The sequence below is a fragment of the Pandoraea sp. 64-18 genome (genome assembly GCF_001899225.1).
Taxonomy (GTDB): domain Bacteria; phylum Pseudomonadota; class Gammaproteobacteria; order Burkholderiales; family Burkholderiaceae; genus Pandoraea; species Pandoraea cepalis.
This window is the reverse complement of the sequence record NZ_MKVU01000001.1, coordinates 100,353-121,727: the sequence shown is the minus strand read 5'-3', so window position 1 is coordinate 121,727 and position 21,375 is coordinate 100,353. Positions and strand designations below refer to the sequence as shown.

Below are 21,375 nucleotides of genomic sequence, written 5' to 3'. Positions count from 1 at the left end.
TCGAAATGCGCATTTCGATCCAATCTCCGCACCTCGCGAAACCCTCCCGTAATACTCCGTAATACCCTGCCGTCCCCCGCCCCACGGTCATTCCCCGCCCTTCCGACGTGATCTTCACAAAAATAGCTTTGCTTTAGATGCAATTTAGATATATCGTAAACACATCTTAACTACATCGATAAGGAGTCGCATCATGCGTGGATCACGTGGCGATTTCATGGGCCGAGGCCCGCTGGACCTGGACAGCATGGAGGTTGGCGACGACCGGCGCGGTGGGCGCCATGGACGGCGCGGCAGTGGCGAGGGATACGGTGACGCCCGCTTCGGACGCGGCGACGAAGGGCGCGGCGAGCGCGGCGGCAGGGGCGGACGTGGTGGCGGCCGCCTCTTCGGTCATGGGGGCTTGCGGCTCGTGCTGCTGCATCTGATTGCGCAGCAACCCCGCCATGGTTACGAACTCATCAAAGCCATCGAAGAGAGCGTGAACGGTACGTACAGCCCGAGCGCGGGTGTGGTCTACCCCACGCTCACGCTGCTCGAAGAAATGGGCTATCTCCGTGTGCAGGAGAACACCGGCGACAGCCAACGGAAGTCATACGAAATCACCGATACCGGCCGCGTCTATCTGGCGGAAAACGAGGTCGCGGTGACGGAACTGCTCGCACGGCTGACGACGCGCCGTGAGCGTTCGGAAGACATGCCGCCGCAGGTCATGCGCGCGCTGCACAACTTCAAATACGCCGTGCATCTGCGCCTGGGCGGCGAGCCGCTCTCGACCGAACAGGCCAACGCATTCGCCGCCATTCTCGACGCGGCGGCGCAACAACTGGAGCGACTTTGATGAGAGATAACGCAGCACCGCCGGTCATCCCCGATCGCACACCGCAGCGCGTGCGCCATGAACTTCGCCTGCGTCGGCTGGAAGTCCGCCATGTCGAACAGCTCACGCCGCACATGCTGCGCGTGACCCTGGGTGGCGACGATCTCGAAGGTTTCACCAGCCCCGGCTTCGACGACCACGTCAAACTGTTCTTCCCCGACCCGGCGACCGGCGAACTGGTGCTCCCGCAGGTCGGCGCGCAAGGGGTCGCCAAGCCCGCGCCCGGCGACGCACCACGACTGATGCGCGATTACACGCCACGCCGGTACGACGCGGCGTCGCAAACCCTGGTGATCGATTTTGCGATGCACGACTCCGGCCCCGCCACGCAGTGGGCGCGCTCGGCTCAACCGGGTGACGGCATCGGTGTGGGCGGTCCACGCGGCTCGCTCGTCATTCCCATGACCTTCGACGGCTATGTCTTGATCGGCGACGACACGGCGCTGCCCGCGATCTCGCGGCGTCTGGCCGAACTGCCGGCCGGCGCGCTGGCGTTCGTCTTCGCGGAAATCGACAGTCCGGCCGACCGCCTGCGCTTCGCCAGCGATGCCGACGTCGTGGTCGAATGGCTCTATCGCGAAGGCACGCCGGCCGGTCAAAGCACCGCACTGATCGACGCGCTCTGCGTGGCCACACTGCCCGCTGGAGATGTGCATGCCTGGGTCGCGGCCGAGGCCGGCGTGGCAAAGGCCTTGCGGCGCCATCTCGTCGACGCTCGTGGGCTCAACCCGAAATGGGTGAAGGCGGCCGCCTATTGGCGACGCGGCGACGCCGCCGTGCACGAGACACTGGACGACTGAGCTCGGGGCCCGCGTGTATGCTTTCTACCCCCGCAGACGAGAGAACGCTCCGCACCGATGAATACGCCCCTGATACCCGATACGAATCTATTTGCCGGCCTGCCGTCGTCTCCCGATTCGACCGCAGCCGAGCAGTTCACTACGCTGCTTGCGCACCACGGGATGCGTGTCGAGCGCATTGTCTCGACCGGGCAGGCCTCTCCCCCAGGCTTCTGGTATGACCAGGCGCAGCACGAATGGGTGGTGCTGCTCTCGGGCGGTGCGGGCTTGGCCTTCGCCGACACGCCCGACCAGACACTCGTACTGAAGCCCGGCGACGCCGTCGCGATTGCCGCGCATCGCCAGCATCGTGTCGCCTGGACGACGCCGGGCGAAACCACCGTCTGGCTGGCGATTCACTACGATTGACGACGTCCGCCGCGTTCCCCTTTGGAGAAATTCCCTGCCGTCTTTCGGAATTGACTGATAGAAATGCCCGGAACAAATTCCGACTATGGAAACGCGTCCCGGGGATGTCGAATCTCGGCACCCGAAGGGCGGTTCACCCAAAAGGGGGTACGACGACATGGAGCAACGCAAACGACACGACGGCTTCGAGCGTTGGGCAGCGGGCGCGACGGCGCGTCAGGCGGCGCGCGATGATGCTCGCTGGCGCGTGTTTCGGGCACCGGAGCAGGCCGACTTTCACGGGTTTGTCGTCTGGTGTTACACGCAGGGTGTGTTTCTCGGTCAGGAATTCGATCGGCGCACCGACACCATCACGCACTGTTACGTGCGCAACGGCGCTTGGGCCGTGCAGTTCGATTCGTATGGGGAGGCGTGTGAGCGCGCCTTCGACATTCATGCGCCAACGCTGATTCTGTACGCACCGGAGCGCAACGGCAGCGTCTTCATCACCAGTACCGAGCAGTAGGCCGCACGGCGCGCCGACGGCTTCGGCAACGGGATGGCACCGGCCGGCGACACGCCGCCCGGTGCTTTTTTCCGTGCTTGCCCGCCGAACCGCAACCGCAGTCGTGTGCGACGGCCGGGTCGGATCAGGCGTAGTGGCGGATGTCGTCGATCTCGGTCTGACCGAAATCGTCGCGCTCGGTCAGCGCCAGAATGCGCTGCGCCACCGCGTCCGGCGACGACAGCTTGCCGCTGGCCTTGAGGTCCTGAAAACGCGCCAGCGCCGGAAAACTCTCCACGCTGCTGCCGCGAATCGTCTCCTGCATGCCGGTATCGACCACACCGGGCGCGAGCGATACGGCCTGAACGCCGTGCTCGCGATGCTCCGCGTTGACCACCCGTGTGTACATGTCCAGTGCGGCCTTGGTGGCGCAGTACACCGACCAGCCGCCGGTCGGATTGCGGCCTGCGCCCGACGAAATGTTCACGATCTGTCGCTTGGCCGCGAGTCCCTGCGTAGCGGCGAGAAAGCGCGCCGTGAGCAGCATCACGGCGGTGACGTTCAGGGCGAAGGCCGCGCCAATGGCCGCCGGGTCCGTGAGGGCCGCGGCATTCGCGACCGGATGGACCGTGCCCGCGTTATTGATCAGCAGGTATCGCGAGGCATCGCGCGGTAGTGCCGCGAAGATGCGTTCGGCGACCTGCGCTGCGGCATTGGCATCGGCCAGATCGACGGCCACTTGTTCAAGCGTCGCGCCTTGCGCGCTGGCCAGCGTCGCAAGGTCGTCGTCCGTGCGACGGGCCAGCGTCACGAGATGGGTGCCGGGGGAGAGCAGACCGCGCGCGAACGCCGCGCCGAGACCACGGGATGCACCGGTCAGAATGGCAATCGTTTGGGACATGGGGAATTGTGCGGTCGTGTTACGCCGCCGCATGAGACGAACAAGCCCGTCATTATCCGCGCATCGTCCCGACCCCGCTATCCCGACGACACGTCGATTTTCCTTCAACCCGACGCCCGCTGCCTGGAATGCGAAATGAGGTATTGCGGAATATAATCACAATCAAAATGCGCCGGTAATTGCAGGTATAAAAACGCATTGGGCGAGATGCGCGGAACGCGCGCTACGCTCGGCACGCAGGCGCAGTGCAAGCATTGCGCGCGCGTCGGCGTCCTGAATCGCCATGGTTTTCGCAGTCGGTCCAGCGCTTTGCGTGCGCTGCACGGTACTGCCTTATGGGTATATATTCCCCTCTCATGGAAACGATACCGAGAACTATTCCGGCGCCGGGTGTTGCGCCAGCCACAAGCCAAACCGCACACGCCGTGCCACCGCGTCCGCGCCAATACGATGCACGGCTCGCGCGGTGGATGGTCACACCGCTGGCCGACACACGCATCACGCCGAACCACCTCACGACGCTGCGCCTGATCGTCGGCCTCGCCTGCGCGTGGGCATTCGCGCAGGGCGGCTATGCGATGGCCAACCTGGGCGCCGTGCTGCTCGTCCTGTCGAACTTCATCGATCATACGGATGGCGAACTGGCGCGCGTCAGCGGCAAGACGAGCCGTCTCGGTCACTTCTACGATCTCGCGTCCGACGCCTTCGTCACGGTGCTGCTGTTTGGCGGTATCGGCATGGGCGTGGCGGCCGGTGCTCCGGGGCAGTATGCAGTGCCTCTGCCGCTGTCTGCCTCGGCGCTCGGCTGGATGGCCGGGGTTGCCGTCGCCCTGATCTTCTTCCTGCGCATGCGCATCGAGGAACGTGTCGGCAAGGCCGGCACGACACAAGCGCGCGTCGGCGGGTTCGAGACGGAAGACGTGCTTTACCTGATGCCGCTCGTCACGCTGTTCGACGGCACGCGCGGCTTCCTGATCGCCGCCGCCATCGGCGCGCCGCTCTTCGCGCTGCTGGTGATCGTCGACTACGTGCGCGCAATGCGCCGCCCGCTGCCGGCGGAGATGCGCGAGGAGCTCCAACCGTCGGCTGCGGCGCCGGTCGCGCCGCCAGCGCGCACGGCTTTCACGGCAGATGCCGACATCGAACGGGCGCTGGACGCCATCGACGTCGACGCGCTCACGCGCGAATTCAAATCGCAGGACGCCTTCGTCTATCTCGAGACGTTCCTGCCCGATGCCGTCACGCAACCGTTGATCGCCGCCGCCCGCGCGGTGACACCGAACGTGAACCGTAACTACCTGCCCGGTCACAAGCAGGGGGGCAGCGTGAGCCGCCACACGCTCGACGAGCACGCCCCGTTCGTGGCCGAGTTGTACCGCTCGCCGGCGCTGATGCGCTTCCTGGAGCGTCTGGCTGGCGAGAAGCTGCTGCCGTCGCCGCAGGACGACCCGCACGCCTATGCGCTTTACTACTACACGCGTCCTGGCGATCACATCGGCTGGCATTACGACACGTCCTACTACAAGGGCCGCCGCTACACGCTGTTGCTGGGTGTCGTGGATCAATCGAGCTGCCTGCTCGAATACCGTCTTCACACGCGCAACCCCGGTGTGCCGCAAGTCGATGGTGCCGTCGCGTATCCGCCCGGCGCGCTGGTGTTCTTCGACGGAGACAAACTGCATCACCGCATCACACCGCTCGGCGAGAACGAGGAGCGCATCTCGCTCACGTTCGAGTACGTGACCGATCCGCGCATGGGCGCGTGGCAGCGCTTCATCTCGAACATGAAAGACGCGGTCGCCTATTTCGGATTCCGGCAAGTGTTTCGTCAGCTATTGGGACGGACGAAACGCTAAATGAACCGGACTGCCATCGTCTCTCTCACCCTTGGCTTCGCCCTTTTCGTCGCCCTGTTGATCTGGCAGGGCGCGGGATCGGTGATGTCCACGCTGGCCGTCGCCGGCTGGGGTCTCCTGCCTGTCGCGGCGTTTCACCTCGTGCCGCTGCTGCTCGACGCCGCCGCCATCCAGGTGCTGGTCGCCAAATCGTGCTCGCTGCGCCGCGCCACGCTCACCCGCTGGGTGGGCGAGTCGGTCAATAGCCTGTTACCCGCCGGACAGATCGGCGGGCCGATCGCGATGGTGCGCCAGATGAAGCAGCGCGGGATGGCCGGACGCGAAGCCGCAGCGGCCATCACCGTCAGTACGACGCTGCAAGCCGTGGCGCAGATCGTGTTTGCGCTCCTGGGACTGGCCGTTTTCGGCATCAGCGCCACACACCGCCCCCATGACAGCCTATGGCTGCCGATGCTGCTCGCCACCGCGCTTGTCTCCGCGCTGCTCTATGCGTTCTACGCGGCGCAGCGGCGCGGCCTCTTCGGCTGGGCGTTTCGCCTGCTCCCGAAGCTGTCGTCCAAGCGCGACTGGTCGTCGCTGCTCGACCGGGCCGACGCCGTCGACGACATCGTGCAACGCCTGTACGGCCAGCGCCGTGAGGTGCTCGCAAGCTTCTCGCTCAGTCTCGTGGGCTGGATCGTCGGCACCGGGGAGGTCTGGTTGATTCTGCAGTGCATCGGGTACCCGGTCAGTTGGGTCGACGCCCTGCTGCTCGAAAGCCTCGGGCAGGCCATTCGCGGCGCCGCGTTCTTCGTGCCGGGCTCACTCGGCGTGCAGGAAGGCGGGTACCTGCTGCTCGCCCCGCTCGTGGGTCTGCCGGCCGACGCCGCGCTGGCCCTCTCGCTGGCCAAGCGTACGCGCGAGCTGCTGCTCGGCGTGCCCGGCCTCGTCTATCTGCATTTCTCCGAACGCGGCTGGCGCCGCCAGCGGGCCGCGCAAGACAGCGCGTCGCTGCCTGCCGCCACCGATACCGCACCGCTTTAAAGAAGGATATCGACCATGCGGGCCATCATTCTCGCAGCAGGCATGGGCCTGCGTTTGCTCCAGCCGGAAGACAGGCAGTCGCCCAAGTGCCTGCTCGAGTTCGACGGCATGTCGTTGCTGGAGCGCCACTTGCGCATGCTGGCCGCCGCCGGCATCACCGACGTCGTGTTGGCGCTCGGCTTCCATCACGAGCAAGTGAGCGAGGCCATCGAGCGGCTGAACTGGACGCCGCGTCCGCAGATCCGTCTCAATTCCGAGTTTCATCTGGGCAGCGTGCTGACGCTGCACACCGCCGCCGACGCCATGACAGCGGGGGGCGACGTACTCGTCATGGATGCCGACGTGCTCTACGACCAGCGTATCTTCAACGCCCTCGTCGCGGGCAAGACGGCAAACCGCCTGCTCATCGACCGCGACTTCGAGGTCGGCGACGAGCCGGTCAAGCTGTGCCTGCGCAACGGCGTGCCGGTCGAGTTGCGCAAGCAGGTCATGGTCGGCCTCGACTACGACACCGTCGGCGAATCGGTCGGCTTCTTCCGGTTCAACGAAGCGACGGCCACGCGCCTTGCGGAAATCACGCGCGATTACGTCGAATCGGGTCGCGCCAAGCTGCCGCACGAGGAAGCCGTGCGCGATTTGCTGCTCGAGCGCGGCGCGCAATTCGAAACGGCCGACGTCACGGGCTTCCCCTGGATCGAAATCGACTACCCTGAAGATGTGAAGCGCGCCGCCGACCAGGTGCTGCCACAACTCGAACCGCTCACGATGGTGTCCGAATGAACGCGCCCGACACATTCGCTCCTCCGCCGGTCGCGACCCGTGCGTCGCAACTGCGCGACATGCTGCGCAGCCCGCAGCTCGAATTCCTGATGGAAGCCCACAATGGCCTGTCCGCGCGCATCGTGCGCGAAGCCGGTTTCAAGGGCATCTGGGCGTCCGGACTCGCGATTTCGGCGCAGTTCGGCGTGCGCGACAACAACGAGGCGAGTTGGACGCAGGTGGTCGACAACCTCGAATTCATGGCCGACGCCAGCCAGTTGCCCATCCTGCTCGACGGCGACACCGGCTACGGCAACTTCAACAACATGCGCCGCCTCGTGCGCAAGCTCGAGCAACGCGGCGTGGCCGGCGTGTGCATCGAAGACAAGGTCTTTCCGAAGACCAACAGCTTCATCGGCGGCGAACGCCAGCCACTCGCCGATATCGACGAGTTCTGCGGCAAGATCAAGGCAGGCAAGGACTCTCAGGCCGACGACGACTTCTCCATCGTGGCGCGCGTCGAAGCGCTGATCGCCGGCTGGGGCATGGAAGAAGCTCTGCGCCGTGCCGAGGCCTATCGCCAGGCCGGCGCGGATGCCATCCTGATTCACAGCAAGCTGAGCCGTGCCGACGAGATCGTGCAGTTCGCGCGGGAGTGGGACCGCCGCTGCCCGCTGGTGATCGTGCCGACCAAGTACTACAGCACGCCGACCGACGTGTTCCGCGAAGCGGGCATCAGCGTCGCCATCTGGGCGAATCACCTGATTCGCTCGGCCACGTCGGCCATGCAGGCGGTGGCGGCCGAGATTCACCGCAGCGAGACGCTCGTCAACGTCGAAGACCGCATCGCGACCGTCGACGAGATCTTCCGCCTGCAGGACACCGCCGAATACAGCGAAGCCGAGGACCGCTACCTGTCGGCCGCGAACGCGCCGCGCTCGGCCATCGTGCTGGCCGCGAGCCGCGGCAAGAACCTCGAGAGCGTGACGACCGACCGCCCGAAGGTGATGCTTCCCGTGGCAGGCAAGCCGTTGCTGCGCTGGCTGGTCGACGGCTTCAAGAAGCAGAACGTGAACGACATCACCGTCGTGGGCGGCTATCGCGCCGACGCGATCGACACGGCGGGCATCACGCTCGCGATCAACGAGCGTCACGCCGAGACCGGCGAGCTTGCCTCGCTCGCGCGCGTGGCGAACGCGTTCGCGCACGACACGGTCGTCTCGTACGGCGACCTGCTGTTCCGCAGCTACATCGTGCGCGATCTGGTCGAGAGCGACGCCGACTTCACCGTGGCGGTCGACTCGACGGCAGCGACAACCGCGCATGCGGCCAACGCCAGCGTGCGCGACTTCGCCTATTGCTCCGCCGGCGACGATCGCGGCCTGTTCGGCCAGCGCGTACTGCTGGAGATGATCAGCGCCAACGCTGCGCACGCCGGGCGTGCGCCCAATGGCCGCTGGATCGGCTTGCTGGGGGTGCGAGGCGATGACGCCCGCGCGCGGTTGCTGCGCGTCTTCGCGGCCTTGCAGGCCCGCGCGGACTTCGACGGGCTCGGCATGCCCGACCTGATCAACGCCCTCGTCGCCGACGGCGCCAGGATCGAAGTGCAGTACGTGCACGGCCACTGGGCCGGGGTGAACGACATGGACGAATTCCGCCACGCGGCCGACTTCGCGCATGGCCAGACGCCGTTGGGCGGCACCGCGACGGAGACCCCGCATGATTGAGGCCGGACAGTTCGTCGAAGCCGCACGCCAGCACGGCTTCACGTGGTACACCGGTGTGCCGTGCTCGTTCCTCACGCCGTTCATCAACTATGTGCTGCAGGACCCGACGCTGCACTACCTGTCGGCCGTCAACGAAGGCGATGCGGTCGCCATCGCCGCCGGGGCAACGCTCGGTGAAGGCCATGGCGCTCGCGCGGTCACGATGATGCAGAACTCGGGCCTCGGCAACGCCGTGAGCCCGCTGACCTCGCTCACGTGGACCTTCCGTCTGCCGCAGTTGCTGATCGTGACGTGGCGCGGCCAGCCGGGCATTACCGATGAGCCGCAACACGCGCTCATGGGCCCGATCACGCCCGCGATGCTCGACCTGATGGAAGTCCCCTGGGAGTTGTTCCCGACCGAACCCGAGGCGATTGCACCGGCGCTGGCGCGTGCCGTTCGTCACATGGACGAGACCGGCCGCCCCTATGCGCTCGTGATGCAAAAGGGCAGCGTCGCTCCCTTCCCGCTGCAACCGGCCGAGCGCCCCGCGCGTCCGGCGCAACCCGCCCCGGTATCGCTCATGCGAGACGTCGCGCCGGCCGAATTGCCCACGCGTCGCGACGCCCTGGCGCGCATCATCGCCCAGACGCCGCTCGAAGGCACCGTCGTGCTCGCGTCGACCGGCTTTTGCGGACGCGAACTTTACGCGCTCGACGACCGCGCCAACCAGCTCTACATGGTCGGGTCGATGGGATGCGTGACGACATTGGCCCTGGGCCTCGCGTTGTCGCGCCCCGACCTGCGCGTGGTTGCGCTCGACGGCGACGGCGCCGCGCTGATGCGCATGGGCGCGTTCGCGACGTTGGGCGCTTACGGGCCGTCGAATCTCGTGCATCTGCTGCTCGACAACGCGTCGCACGACTCGACCGGCGCACAGGCTACGGTCTCGCCAACGGTCTCGTTCGCGGGCGTCGCAGCGGCCAGCGGTTACGCGCTCGCGCTCGAAGGCGACACGCTGGACGTCATCGAAGCCTTGTTCGACGCCCCCGCCGCCCGCCTGAACGACGGCCCGCGCTTCGCTTGTCTGAGCACGCGTCCGGGAACGCCTGACGGGCTGCCACGCCCGAAAGTCACGCCCGAAGCGGTCAAGTCGCGCTTGATGGACCACATTGCACAACGCGCGCAGGCTTCGGCCTGAGCGTCCCCCTTTCAAAAAACTGCCGAGGAACCTTCGCCATGCTGTTACTGAATCCGGGCCCCGTTACGCTGACCGAGCGTGTCCGCAAGAGCTTGCTGCAACCCGATCTGTGCCACCGCGAGCCCGAATTCTTCGACCTGCAGGACGAAGCGCGCGCGCGTCTGACCGCCGTGTATGGCCTCGATCCGGCCGTGTGGACGCCGGTGCTGATGACCGGCTCGGGCACCGCCGCCGTCGAGAGCATGACGGCAGGCCTTGTGCCGGAAGGCGGCCGCCTGCTGATCGTCGAGAACGGCGTGTACGGCGAGCGCATCTCTCAGATCGCGAAGCAATACCGCATCGATCACGACGTCATCCATTTCGAATGGATGCAAGCGCCCGACCTGGCACAGATCGTCGACAAGCTCGACACCGCGGGCGATCGTCCGTACACCCACGTGGCGATCATCCACCATGAGACGACGACGGGCCGCCTGAACGATCTGACCGGTCTCGCCGGTGCATGCCGTGAGCGCGGCATCGGCCTGCTGGTGGACGGCGTGAGCAGCTTTGCCGCCGAGGCCCTCGACTTCAACGATTCCGGTATCGTGGCCGTGGCCGCCACCGCGAACAAGTGCGTGCATGGCGTGCCGGGCGTGTCGTTCGTGATGGTGCGCAAGGACGCCCTCGCCAAGGCCGCGAGCCGCACGTATTACCTCGACATCGCGCGCCTGGCCAAGCTTCAGGCCGAGCGCAACACGCCGTTTACGCCGTCGGTGCATGCCTACTACGCGCTCGTGGAGGCGCTGCGCGAACTCGACGACGCCGGGGGGTGGCAAGCACGTCACGCCCATTACGGCGCGCTCGCCGAGCAGGTGCGCGCCGGTCTGGCCGCGCTGGGCATCGACAGCGCACTGCCGCCGGGCGAGTCGTCCGTGGTGCTGCGGGCCTACAAGCTGCCCGCCGGGGTCGACTATCCGCGTCTGCACGACTGGCTCAAGGCCGATGGCTTTGTGATCTACGCGGGCCAAGGCGGCCTGTCGAAGGAATTGTTCCGCATCTCGACGATGGGCAACCTCACGGCCGCCGACATCGACCGCCTGCTGGCGTCCTTCGCCCGGCTGGCGAAGTGAGCGCGGGAACGAACCTTTGACCATGACCGAATTGCTCGCCAGCGTCTCCTCCCCTGCCGACCTGCGTGCGCTCTCACGCGCCGACTTGCGCCGTGTGGCCGACGAATTGCGCGCCTGCGTGCTTGATAACGTCTCGCGCACCGGCGGCCACCTGTCGTCGAACCTGGGCACGGTCGAACTGACGATCGCGCTGCACTATGTCTTCGACACGCCCAACGACCGCATCGTGTGGGACGTGGGACACCAGACCTATCCGCACAAAATCCTCACCGGTCGCCGTGGGGCGATGCCAACGCTTCGGCAATGGCACGGACTGTCGGGCTTTCCGAAGCGCGACGAATCGCCTTACGACACGTTCGGCACGGCACATTCGAGCACGTCGATTTCGGCGGCACTCGGCATGGCGCTGGCCAGCCGCGTCAAGGGCGAGAAGCGTCACGCCATTGCCGTGATCGGCGACGGCGCGATGACGGCGGGCGAAGCGTTCGAGGCCCTGAACAATGCGGGCGTCCACGACGACCTGCCCTTCCTCGTCGTGCTCAACGACAACGACATGTCGATCTCGCCCCCGGTCGGCGCGCTCAATCAGTACCTCACGCGGCTGATGTCCGGGCAGTTCTACTCGGCGGGCAAGGAAAGCGTGCGGCAGTTGCTGCGCAACGCGCCCGCGCCGATGCGCGAGCTGGCCCACAAGCTCGAAGAGCACGCCAAGGCCCTCGTGTCCCCCACGGGCACGATGTTCGAGGAGTTCGGCTTCAATTACCTGGGCCCCATCGACGGCCACGATCTCGACGCGCTGATTCCCGCGCTCGAGAACATCAAGGCACTCAGGGGGCCGCAGTTCCTGCACGTCGTCACGCGCAAGGGACGCGGCTACAAGCTCGCCGAGGCCGATCCCGTTCTCTATCACGGCCCCGGCAAGTTCAATCCGAGCGAAGGCATTCGCCCGGCCGCACCGGGTGCCGCGTCGGCGAAGACCTATACGCAGGTCTTTGGCGAATGGCTGTGCGATGCGGCGGCCGCCGACCCGCGTGTCATCGGGATCACACCGGCCATGCGCGAAGGCTCCGGCCTCGTCGCGTTCGAGCAGCGCTTCCCCGAGCGCTACTACGACGTCGGCATCGCCGAGCAACATGCGGTGACCTTCGCCGGGGGATTGGCGACCGAAGGGCTCAAGCCCGTCGTGGCCATCTATTCGACGTTCCTGCAACGCGCCTACGACCAGTTGATCCACGATGTGGCCTTGCAGAACCTGCCGGTCGTCTTCGCGATCGATCGCGGCGGCCTGGTCGGCGCGGATGGCGCCACCCATGCGGGCGCCTACGACATCGCCTATCTGCGCTGCATCCCCAACATGGTGGTGATGGCCCCGGCGGACGAGAACGAATGCCGTCAGATGTTGCAGACGGCACTCGGGATCGACGGCCCCAGCGCCGTGCGTTATCCGCGTGGCACCGGTCCCGGCGTAACGATCGAATCGGGGTTGTCGACGCTGCCCGTGGGCCGGGCCCAGATACGGCGCCGAAGCGCCGCCCCGGCAGGCCGTCGCGTGGCAATGCTGGCGTTCGGCTCGATGGTCGCACCGGCGGAACAGGTGGCCATCGAGTTCGACGCGAGTGTCGTCAACATGCGCTTCGTCAAGCCGCTCGACGACGCGACGCTGCTCGACATGGCGCGCACGCACGACCTCGTCGTCACCCTCGAAGAGGGCGCGGTGATGGGCGGTGCGGGCACGGCCTGTGTCGAGGCGCTCAATGCCAATGGCGTGCAAGTCCCGCTGCTGCAACTGGGCTTGCCGGACACCTACATCGATCAGGGCACGCCCGCGCAACAACTCGCGTCGGTCGGGCTCGACGCCCCGGGCATCGCCGCATCGATTCGCCGGGCGCTGGCCGAGCGTCTCGGCGGCAAGGTTGAGGCGGTGCCCTCGACGACGTGAGTACGGCGGTTTATCCCGCTCGATTCAGCGCATCCAAAGCGACAAACGGCACCTTTCGGTGCCGTTTTGCCTTGCGTCGCTGCCGTCAGGTTGTTGGCGGCGGCGCCGGCTTCTTGCGCGGCTTGCCCATGAGCACCGGCTGGAAGAACACGGCGCCGATCAGCGTGCAGACGAGCGAGAGCGCCAGCAGCTTGCCCATGCTCGACGTGCCCGGGTGATGCGACAGCCACAGGCTGCCGAAGGCGATGCCCGTGGTCGCGGCCGACAGCACGATCGCCTGCGTCAGACCCGATGCGAGCAGCCGAGTCTGCCCGTGACGCCACGCGATCACGTAGTAGATCTTGAACGCCACGCCCACGCCCAGCAGCAATGGCAGCGCGATGATGTTCGCAAAGTTCAGCGGCAGGCCGATCAACACGCTGAGTTCGAGCGTGACGCCCGCCGAGACCAGCAGCGGCACCAGTGTGCGCAGCACGTCGCCAAAGTTGCGCAGCGCCAGCCATAGCAGCAAGGTGATCGAAAGCAACGCCAGCGCCCCCGCCTCGATGAACGCGCGAATGATCGTGTCGGCCGAGCGCAGGATCGAGATCGGTCCCCCTACGGCGTCCGGGGTGGTCGCCAGCACGGCGGCACTGAACTTGCGCAGCATGGCGTCGTCACTCGGATCCGCGCCCTTCTCCACGCGCGGCGAGATGTTCACGAGCGCGCGCCCATCGGCCGCCACCCATTGCGAGGCGATGTCCTCGGGCAGCGACTCGCGCGTCACGGCATGCGGCTGCAGGGCATCGCGCAACTGACCGAGCGCGAGCTTCAACGGCTCGGCGATCGCCCGCTCCGCGCGATCGCGTGTCGCGGCGTCGGCCGCGGCGAGCTTGCGCAACGCGGCGGCCAGACGCTGCGCCGGCTTTGCGCCGTCGCCCGGATGATCGAGCGCGGCGTCCTCCAACTGACCGGCGGCGGTCTTGAGCGCCGACACGCGCGCCGCATCGGCCACCGGTGCCAGCGGCGTTTGTGAAAGCACCGGCAGCAACGATTCGGCCGCCGTGCCGATCAACGCAAGCTTGGCGGGTTGCTCTGCCGGCAGGAACGTCGTGAGCGTGACCACGCGACCGACTTCCGGCACGGCGCGCAGCTTCGCGGCGTCGGCGTCGGCGGCGGCGAGCGTCGGGGCGAGCAATTGCACGTCGTTGACCCCGGCCTCCGGCGAATTGGCCAGATCCCTCAGCGTCGCCATCGACTCCGTGTTCGGATCCTTCAGATGCAACGGGTTGAAGTCGAAGTGCAAATGGGCGAGCAGCGGCAGGCCCGCGACCACGAGGGCGAGCGTGCCGTACAGCAACGGCTTGCGGTGCTTCTCGGTGAATTCGTCGACCGGACCGAGACTGCGAAAGCCCGGCGGACTCGGTTCGCCCTTCGGCTTGAACACACTGATGAGCGCCGGCAACAAGGTGATGGCCGACGGGAATGCCACACACAGGATGCCCACGCCGGCGATCAATCCGAGTTCGGACACGCCGCGATAATCGGTCGGCAGAAACGAGAAGAAACTCGCGGCCGTGGCGGCGGCGGCCAGCGACAGCGGCATCGCAATGGCCCGGCCCGCCCCCGTGAGCGCGCCGTGGAGCGCTTCGTCGCCCGACACTCCGGGCCGATGGTCCAGGCGATAGCGCTCCTCGCGATAGCGCACGCCGAACTGAATGCCGAAGTCCACCCCAATGCCGACGAACAGAACCGCGAACGCGACCGAAATCATGTTGAGCGCGCCGACCATCATCAGACCGAGCGCGAATGTGACCGCCAGCCCCGCGAGCAGCGTGATGAACACTGCGAGAATCATCTTGCCCGAGCGCACCGCCAGCCACAGCACGACCAGCACGGCGAGCAGCGTGACGACCGCGTTCGGACCGGCGTCCTGACGCACGGAGGCGAACTCCTCGTCGGACAGCGGGCGCGGGCCCGTCAAACGCACCGTCGCGCCATAGCGCTCACCCAGCTTCAGGTCGGCCACCGCCTCGCGAATGCGCGTCGCGGCATTCGCCCCGGCTTCGAGGGCGGCGTAGTCCACCTTCGGCTGCACCTGGACGTAGCTGCGGGCCACGGTGTCGGGCGCGACGAGCGCTCGCCACGACATGGCCGCCGGACGCCCGGCAAGCACCGCCTCGGTCGTCTCGGCCGCATCCCCGAGCAGGTTCGCCATCTCCGGCAGCTTGACTTGCCCGGTGAGAAGCGGCGTTTGCAGCGTCACCGACAGCAGGTTCGACAAACCGGTCAGGCTCGGGTCCTGCGCCAGACGGTTGAGCAGGGGCTTGGCGTCATCCAGCTTGCCCGTGAGCGACTTCACGTCGTCGAGCGGCGCGAAGAGCAGCGCGTTGTGCGCAAAGAACTCCCCCGAGCCGGGACGGCTCACCGCCCGGAACACGTCGGTCTCGGTCACCAGCTTCGCGGCCAGCTCGGCGGCGGCCCGGTCGGCGAACTCGGCGGCCGGGGCCTGCACTACGGCCAAGGTGAGGTCTGTCTTCTGCGGGAAAGCGCGATCGATGGCACGACCGCGCTCGGCGGCGGGCGTATTCAGATCGATCAGACCCGAGATATCCGTGTTGATCGCGAAGTGCTTGGCGACGTACACGCAACTCGCCATCACGAGCAGGAGCGAAGCGAAAATGACCAGGTACGCGTGCTTCGCCGAAAAACGGACGATGCGCACGACGAGCGACGTCAGCATGTAACGGTTCCGGAAGAGAGTAGAGGTCTCCCTGCCCCGGCCGCCGCTCTCTAAAAAGTCACGAAACGCGATGTATCAAGCGATACCGGGGAACCAATCGCGGACGAAGTCCGTCGATCAGCTCATGGAAGACAAGGAAACGGTGAATTTACGAAATCGCAGCAGTATACAAGGCCGCGTGAACTACACTACGGCCAACCCGATTGAAACCCACGAAGACGGTATGAATAAATTTCTGGTGACGGCGCTCTCGGCCGTCGCATTCAGCGGTATCGGCGTCGCTTCCGGCGCCTGGGCCCAGGCGAGCAGCAACAATCCGAACGACATTGTGAAGACGGCGGTCGAGACCGTCGTCAAGGCGGCCAAGGCCGACGCGGCGGCCCGCGACGGCGATGTCGCCGCCACCGCGCGTGTTGTGGCCCGCGACTTCCTGCCCTATACCGATTTCCATCGGACCACGCGTTACGCCGTCGGCTCGAAGGCGTTCGATGCGGCCACGCCGGCGCAGCAGCAGCAGGTCTTCGAGCAGTTCCAGCAGTTGCTCGTGAACACCTTCGCGCTGCAACTCTCGCAGGTGCGCGGCAGCCAGATCTCGTTCAAGTTCACGCCGGCCAAACTCACGGCGAACAGCAGCGACGTGGTGGTGGGCGCCTCGGTCAGCGGCAATGGCGACAATCTGTCGGTGGCCTATCGTCTGGCCAAGACGGACAAGGGGTGGAAGATCTACGACATCAACATGATGGGCGAGAACGTGGCCAACGCATGGCTCATCCAGTTGTATCAACCGCAATTCAAGGCGCGCATCGCCCAGGGCGGCATCGACGGCCTGATCACCTACTTGCGCGACAAGAACGCGCGTTTCGGCAAGTAAAATCAAAGGCTTGACTGCACCTGCCGCATCCCGTGCCGGCGGGCCCAGGGTGTCCGTGGCGACTTGGCGGCACCTTCGGCGCAAATCCGATCCAGATAAGCGCCGATTCGTCAACATTTACGAAATATGCACTGACGTCTCTCGACTCGGGAGTGGTCAGCAGCATTTGGCGGCGGCGGTTACAATCGTCGCTTGTCAAACGACCGGACGGCGGTCCCCCCAAGGGTGCGCGCGAATTGCCACTGGCACTGGTGCCGCGGGCGCCATGAGGCCATGGCGATCAGGACATGCAACCTCGATGGGAACCGTCATCCCGGCCGACCTGAGCCGGAGAGCTGAATGCAAGTCTTCCTTGCCCAACCCCGCGGTTTTTGTGCGGGTGTCATACGTGCCATCGAGATCGTGGAACGCGCCCTGGAAAAATACGGCGCCCCGGTCTACGTGCGCCATGAGATCGTCCACAACAAGCATGTGGTCGATTCGCTCAAGGCCAAGGGCGCGCGCTTCATCGACGAGCTGTCCGAAGCCCCCGCGGGTGCGGTCACTATTTTCAGTGCCCATGGCGTGGCGCGCGTCGTTGAACAGGAAGCACAGACGCGCGGCCTGCGAGTGCTCAATGCCACCTGCCCGCTCGTGACCAAGGTGCACCTGCAAGGCAAGAATTACGTGTCCGCCGGGCGTGACGTCATTCTGATCGGCCACGCCGGGCACCCGGAAGTCGAGGGCACGATGGGCCAGATCGACGGCCCCGTGCATCTCGTGCAGACCGAGCGCGATGTCGACGCGCTGCCGCTGGCCGTCGACACCCCGGTCTCGTATGTGACGCAGACCACGCTGTCGGTCGACGAGACTCGCGGTATCATTGCGGCGCTGCAAGGTCGCTTTACCGATATTGTCGGTCCGGACACCAAGGACATCTGTTACGCCACGCAAAACCGCCAGACGGCCGTGCGCGAGCTGTGCGAGCGTGTGGACGTGCTGCTCGTGGTGGGTGCGACGAACAGCTCGAACTCGAACCGCCTGCGCGAAATCGGCGCCGAAATGGGGCTGCCGAGCTATCTCGTGGCCGACGGCACCGAGGTCGATCCGGCATGGGTGCGCGGCCAGGCCCGCATCGGCATCACCGCTGGGGCGTCGGCGCCCGAACGCATGGTCGAAGACGTGATCGACGCGCTGCGTCGCATCGACACCGTCGAAGTGACTCTCATGGACGGCATCGAGGAAACCATCCAGTTTCGCCTGCCGTCGGAACTGACCAAAGACGAGCCGGTCGCCGCGCATCACGCGCTGGCCGGCTAACGCAATACGAACAGGAGCCGAACGTGGCCATCCCCTTCCTGCAACAGGCGTATGTTGGCGCCTATCTGATGAAACAACGCTTCAAGGGCAACAAGCGCTACCCGCTGGTGCTGATGCTCGAACCGTTGTTCCGCTGCAATCTCGCCTGCTCGGGCTGTGGCAAGATCGACTATCCGGACCCCATTCTGAACCAGCGCGTCTCGCTCAAGGATTCGCTCGATGCCGTGGATGAATGCGGCGCGCCGGTGGTCTCGATTGCCGGTGGCGAACCGCTGCTGCACAAGGAAATGCCGGAGATCGTCAAGGGCATCATCGCGCGCAAGAAGTTTGTCTATCTGTGCACGAACGCGCTGCTGCTCGAGAAGAAGATCGACGACTACCAGCCGAGCCCGTTCTTCGTTTGGTCGATTCACCTCGACGGCGACCGTGAAATGCACGACGCCGCCGTGTCGCAGGATGGCGTGTACGAACGCGCCGTGGCCGCCATCAAGCTGGCCAAGTCACGTGGCTTCCGCGTGAACATCAACTGCACGCTGTTCAACAACGCCGACCCGGAAAAGGTGGCCAAGTTCTTCGATTCCACGAAGGAAATGGGCCTCGACGGCATTACCGTGTCGCCGGGCTATGCCTACGAGCGCGCCCCGGACCAGCAGCACTTCCTGAACCGCTCGAAGACCAAGCAACTGTTCCGCGACATTCTCAAGCGCGGCAACGGCGGCAAGAACTGGACGTTCAGCCAGTCGAGCCTGTTCCTCGATTTCCTCGCTGGCAACCGTTCGTACCATTGCACGCCGTGGGGCAACCCGACGCGCACCGTGTTCGGCTGGCAGCGTCCGTGCTACCTGCTTGGCGAAGGCTATGCCAAGACGTACACGGAACTGATGGATACCACCGACTGGGACAAGTACGGCGTGGGCAACTACGAGAAGTGCGCCGACTGCATGGTGCACAGCGGTTTCGAAGCCACCGCCGTGAACGAGACGCTCTCGCACCCGTTGCGCGCGCTGGGCGTGGCGCTCAAGGGGGTACGCACGGACGGCGCGATGGCCGATGATGTTTCGTTCGCCAAGCAGCGTCCGGCCGAGTTCGTCTTCTCGAAGCACGTCGAGATCAAGCTCGACGAGTTGCGCCGGGTCAAGGCCTAAATGCCGTCGCGTGTCCTGGTCACCGGCGCCTCCGGGTTCGTCGGGTCTGCGGTAGCACGCGCGGCGCTGGCGCGCGGTCACGAGGTTCGCCTGCTGGTGCGCGGCACCAGTCCACGCGCGAACCTCGCCGATCTTCCTGTCGAGGTCGTGGAGGGCGATATGCGCGACGCGGCGTCGATGCAGCGCGCGCTTGCCGGCGTGGATGCCCTGCTCCACGTGGCCGCCGACTATCGTCTCTGGGCGAAAGACCCCAGCGACATCATGCGGGCCAATATCGACGGCACGCGCACGGTGATGGAAGCCGCGCTGCGCGCGGGCGTCGGGCGCGTGGTCTACACCAGCAGCGTTGCCACGCTGCGCGTGCACGACGCCGTCGGCCCCGTCGACGAAACCTCCCCGAACGACGAAGCCACGACCATCGGCGTATACAAGCGCAGCAAGGTCGCCGCCGAGCGTCTGGTCGAACGAATGATCGCCCACGACGGCCTGCCCGCCGTGATCGTCAATCCGTCTACGCCCATCGGACCACGCGATATCAAGCCCACGCCGACGGGACGCATCATCGTCGAGGCCGCGCAGGGCAAGATCCCCGCGTTCGTCGATACCGGGCTTAACCTCGTGCACGTCGACGACTGCGCCGAAGGCCATCTGCTCGCCCTGGAGCACGGCCGCATCGGTGAGCGCTACATTCTTGGCGGCGACGACGTGCCACTGCGCGAAATGCTCGCGGGCATCGCCGACATGGTGGGGCGCCGCGCTCCGAAGATCGCGCTGCCGCGCTGGCCGCTCTATCCGCTCGCGATGGCGGCGCAAGGCGTTGCGCGCTTTACCGGCAAGGAACCGTTCGTCACGGTCGATGGCTTGAAGATGTCGCGGTATCAGATGTATTTCTCGTCAGAGAAGGCGAAACGCGACCTCGGCTACAGCGCCCGTCCCTACGCCGCGGGCCTGCAGGACGCGCTCGCCTGGTTTGGCTCCGCCGGATATCTGACATGACCGTTCTGGCCTGGATCGCCGCGCTGTCGCTGGGCATCTGGATCTACCTGCTCAGCTCACAAGGCGGCTTCTGGCGTGCGCGCGAGCGCGACGATCTGGATGAAGACCGTCTGCCTGTGCCCGACGTCTGGCCTGCGGTGGCGGTGATCATTCCCGCGCGCAATGAGGCGGAATCGATCGGACAGGTCGTAGCATCGCTGTGCCGCCAGGACTATGCCGGGCGGCTGCGCATCGTGGTCGTCGACGACCAGAGCAGCGACGGCACAGCCGATCTCGCGCGCGAAGCCGCCGCGCGGGCAGCGGCGGACGGCTTCACGCGCCGCGTGGATGTGCTCAGCGGCCAGCCCCTGCCCGGCGGCTGGACCGGCAAGCTGTGGGCCGTGAGCCAAGGGGTCGCGTTCGCGAGCGATCCGGGCACGAACGGCGATGGCGTCGCCCCCGACTACCTCCTGCACACCGACGCCGACATTGCCCATCTCCCCGAGAACGTACGCCGTCTGGTCACGCGGGCGGTGAGCGATGACCGCGTGCTCGTCTCGCTGATGGCGAAGCTGCGCTGCACTGCCTGGTTCGAGCGCACACTGATTCCAGCGTTCGTACTGTTCTTCCAGATGCTTTACCCGTTCGCGTGGGTCAACGATCCGAAGAAACGCATGGCTGCGGCCGCGGGCGGATGCATGTTGATCCATCGCGCCTCGCTCGAAGCCGGTGGCGGCATCGAAGCCATTCGCGACGAGATCATCGACGACTGCGCGATGGGACGCCTGCTCAAGCGGCAAGGCGCGATCTGGCTGGGGTTGACCGAGCGCGCCCTGAGCGTCCGGCCGTACGACAACCTCGGCGAGATTCGCAAGATGGTGTCGCGCACGGCCTACGCGCAGTTGCAGTATTCGCCGGTGTTGCTTGCGGGCACCCTCGTCTCGCTGCTGCTTACGTTCATCGTGCCGCCGGTCATGACGATCTTTGCCACGGGCATCGCCCAATGGCTCGGCCTCTTTGCGTGGATAGCGATGACGCTGGCCTACGTGCCGATGTTGCGCTTCTACCGGCAGCCGTCGAGCTTCGGCCCGTTGCTGCCGCTCGTCGCTGCGCTCTATACCGTCTTCACGTTCGACTCGGCGCTACAGCACTGGCGCGGTCGCGGTGGCATGTGGAAGGGACGCGCTCAAGCACGCGGCCAGCAATCGTCGGACGCTTGAACCGGCACACGTAATGGCGTGTGCCAGAAGGCAAAAATGCCAGCCCGTCTGCAACGACGCGCTGGCATTTTTAT

At 66.0% G+C, this 21,375-nt stretch carries 18 protein-coding genes and 1 pseudogene; 17 read left to right on the top strand and 2 right to left on the bottom strand.

What is annotated here, in order from left to right; genetic code table 11:
- The first annotated feature begins 193 nt into the window (after window positions 1–193).
- From BGP02_RS00490 to BGP02_RS00475, 4 genes are all read left to right on the top strand, one after another.
- A complete protein-coding gene (locus tag BGP02_RS00490) occupies window positions 194–841 on the top strand; it encodes a PadR family transcriptional regulator (RefSeq protein WP_150551914.1) in 648 nt (215 codons plus the stop codon).
- The gene (locus BGP02_RS00485; RefSeq protein ID WP_261938908.1) at window positions 841–1,680 is read left to right on the top strand and encodes a siderophore-interacting protein; all 840 of its coding nucleotides are present in this window, start codon (window positions 841–843) and stop codon (window positions 1,678–1,680) included. The genes BGP02_RS00490 and BGP02_RS00485 overlap by 1 nt, the downstream gene beginning before the upstream one ends.
- Window positions 1,681–1,737: 57 nt before the next feature.
- The gene (locus BGP02_RS00480) at window positions 1,738–2,088 is read left to right on the top strand and encodes a cupin domain-containing protein (RefSeq protein ID WP_261938909.1); all 351 of its coding nucleotides are present in this window, start codon (window positions 1,738–1,740) and stop codon (window positions 2,086–2,088) included.
- 157 nt (window positions 2,089–2,245) lie between these two features.
- Window positions 2,246–2,593, top strand: a complete 348-nt coding sequence (locus BGP02_RS00475) for a hypothetical protein (protein ID WP_017233744.1) — start codon at window positions 2,246–2,248, stop codon at window positions 2,591–2,593.
- A gap of 124 nt (window positions 2,594–2,717) precedes the next feature.
- Here BGP02_RS00475 and BGP02_RS00470 read toward each other — a convergent pair whose 3' ends face one another.
- Window positions 2,718–3,473 carry an SDR family oxidoreductase gene (locus BGP02_RS00470; RefSeq protein ID WP_286797161.1) on the bottom strand — a complete coding sequence of 252 codons (756 nt, stop codon included), beginning with the start codon at window positions 3,471–3,473 and terminating at the stop codon, window positions 2,718–2,720.
- A gap of 470 nt (window positions 3,474–3,943) precedes the next feature.
- On the opposite strand from BGP02_RS00470, the pseudogene BGP02_RS22310 reads away from it, so the two are divergent.
- The 8 genes and pseudogenes from BGP02_RS22310 to dxs all read left to right on the top strand — a co-directional run.
- Window positions 3,944–4,555: pseudogene (locus tag BGP02_RS22310) on the top strand (CDP-alcohol phosphatidyltransferase family protein); the annotation flags it as partial.
- Complete coding sequence (locus BGP02_RS00460; RefSeq protein ID WP_268567859.1) at window positions 4,535–5,329, top strand: HalD/BesD family halogenase; 795 nt, start codon at window positions 4,535–4,537, stop codon at window positions 5,327–5,329. The pseudogene BGP02_RS22310 and the gene BGP02_RS00460, both read left to right, overlap by 21 nt.
- On the top strand, window positions 5,330–6,352 hold the full coding sequence (locus BGP02_RS00455) for a flippase-like domain-containing protein (protein ID WP_286797159.1): 1,023 nt from the start codon (window positions 5,330–5,332) through the stop codon (window positions 6,350–6,352).
- Window positions 6,353–6,367: 15 nt separating this feature from the next.
- Complete coding sequence (locus BGP02_RS00450; RefSeq protein WP_130025329.1) at window positions 6,368–7,132, top strand: phosphocholine cytidylyltransferase family protein; 765 nt, start codon at window positions 6,368–6,370, stop codon at window positions 7,130–7,132.
- Window positions 7,129–8,838 (top strand): phosphoenolpyruvate mutase, encoded by a 1,710-nt coding sequence (gene aepX, locus BGP02_RS00445; RefSeq protein ID WP_286797155.1) that lies wholly within the window; start codon window positions 7,129–7,131, stop codon window positions 8,836–8,838. The genes BGP02_RS00450 and aepX overlap by 4 nt, the downstream gene beginning before the upstream one ends.
- Window positions 8,831–10,018 (top strand): phosphonopyruvate decarboxylase, encoded by a 1,188-nt coding sequence (gene aepY, locus BGP02_RS00440; protein ID WP_261938914.1) that lies wholly within the window; start codon window positions 8,831–8,833, stop codon window positions 10,016–10,018. Before aepX ends, aepY begins: the two co-directional genes overlap by 8 nt.
- A 38-nt stretch (window positions 10,019–10,056) precedes the next feature.
- A complete protein-coding gene (locus BGP02_RS00435) occupies window positions 10,057–11,130 on the top strand; it encodes a 2-aminoethylphosphonate aminotransferase (RefSeq protein ID WP_268567503.1) in 1,074 nt (357 codons plus the stop codon).
- A gap of 22 nt (window positions 11,131–11,152) precedes the next feature.
- Window positions 11,153–13,069, top strand: a complete 1,917-nt coding sequence (gene dxs / locus BGP02_RS00430) for a 1-deoxy-D-xylulose-5-phosphate synthase (protein ID WP_286797150.1) — start codon at window positions 11,153–11,155, stop codon at window positions 13,067–13,069.
- An 85-nt stretch (window positions 13,070–13,154) separates the two neighbouring features.
- Here dxs and hpnN read toward each other — a convergent pair whose 3' ends face one another.
- Complete coding sequence (gene hpnN / locus BGP02_RS00425; protein WP_286797148.1) at window positions 13,155–15,791, bottom strand: hopanoid transporter HpnN; 2,637 nt, start codon at window positions 15,789–15,791, stop codon at window positions 13,155–13,157.
- Window positions 15,792–16,014: 223 nt separating this feature from the next.
- Here hpnN and BGP02_RS00420 point away from each other — a divergent pair, with 223 nt between their 5' ends.
- From BGP02_RS00420 to BGP02_RS00400, 5 genes are all read left to right on the top strand, one after another.
- A complete protein-coding gene (locus tag BGP02_RS00420) occupies window positions 16,015–16,662 on the top strand; it encodes an MlaC/ttg2D family ABC transporter substrate-binding protein (protein WP_286797145.1) in 648 nt (215 codons plus the stop codon).
- A 339-nt stretch (window positions 16,663–17,001) separates the two neighbouring features.
- Window positions 17,002–17,961, top strand: coding sequence for a 4-hydroxy-3-methylbut-2-enyl diphosphate reductase (gene ispH / locus BGP02_RS00415; RefSeq protein ID WP_017235476.1), 960 nt, complete (start codon window positions 17,002–17,004; stop codon window positions 17,959–17,961).
- A gap of 23 nt (window positions 17,962–17,984) precedes the next feature.
- Window positions 17,985–19,106 carry an adenosyl-hopene transferase HpnH gene (gene hpnH, locus BGP02_RS00410; RefSeq protein ID WP_261938918.1) on the top strand — a complete coding sequence of 374 codons (1,122 nt, stop codon included), beginning with the start codon at window positions 17,985–17,987 and terminating at the stop codon, window positions 19,104–19,106.
- On the top strand, window positions 19,107–20,102 hold the full coding sequence (gene hpnA, locus BGP02_RS00405) for a hopanoid-associated sugar epimerase (RefSeq protein WP_286797141.1): 996 nt from the start codon (window positions 19,107–19,109) through the stop codon (window positions 20,100–20,102).
- The gene (locus BGP02_RS00400) at window positions 20,099–21,301 is read left to right on the top strand and encodes a glycosyltransferase (RefSeq protein WP_261938920.1); all 1,203 of its coding nucleotides are present in this window, start codon (window positions 20,099–20,101) and stop codon (window positions 21,299–21,301) included. Before hpnA ends, BGP02_RS00400 begins: the two co-directional genes overlap by 4 nt.
- Window positions 21,302–21,375 lie beyond the last annotated feature (74 nt).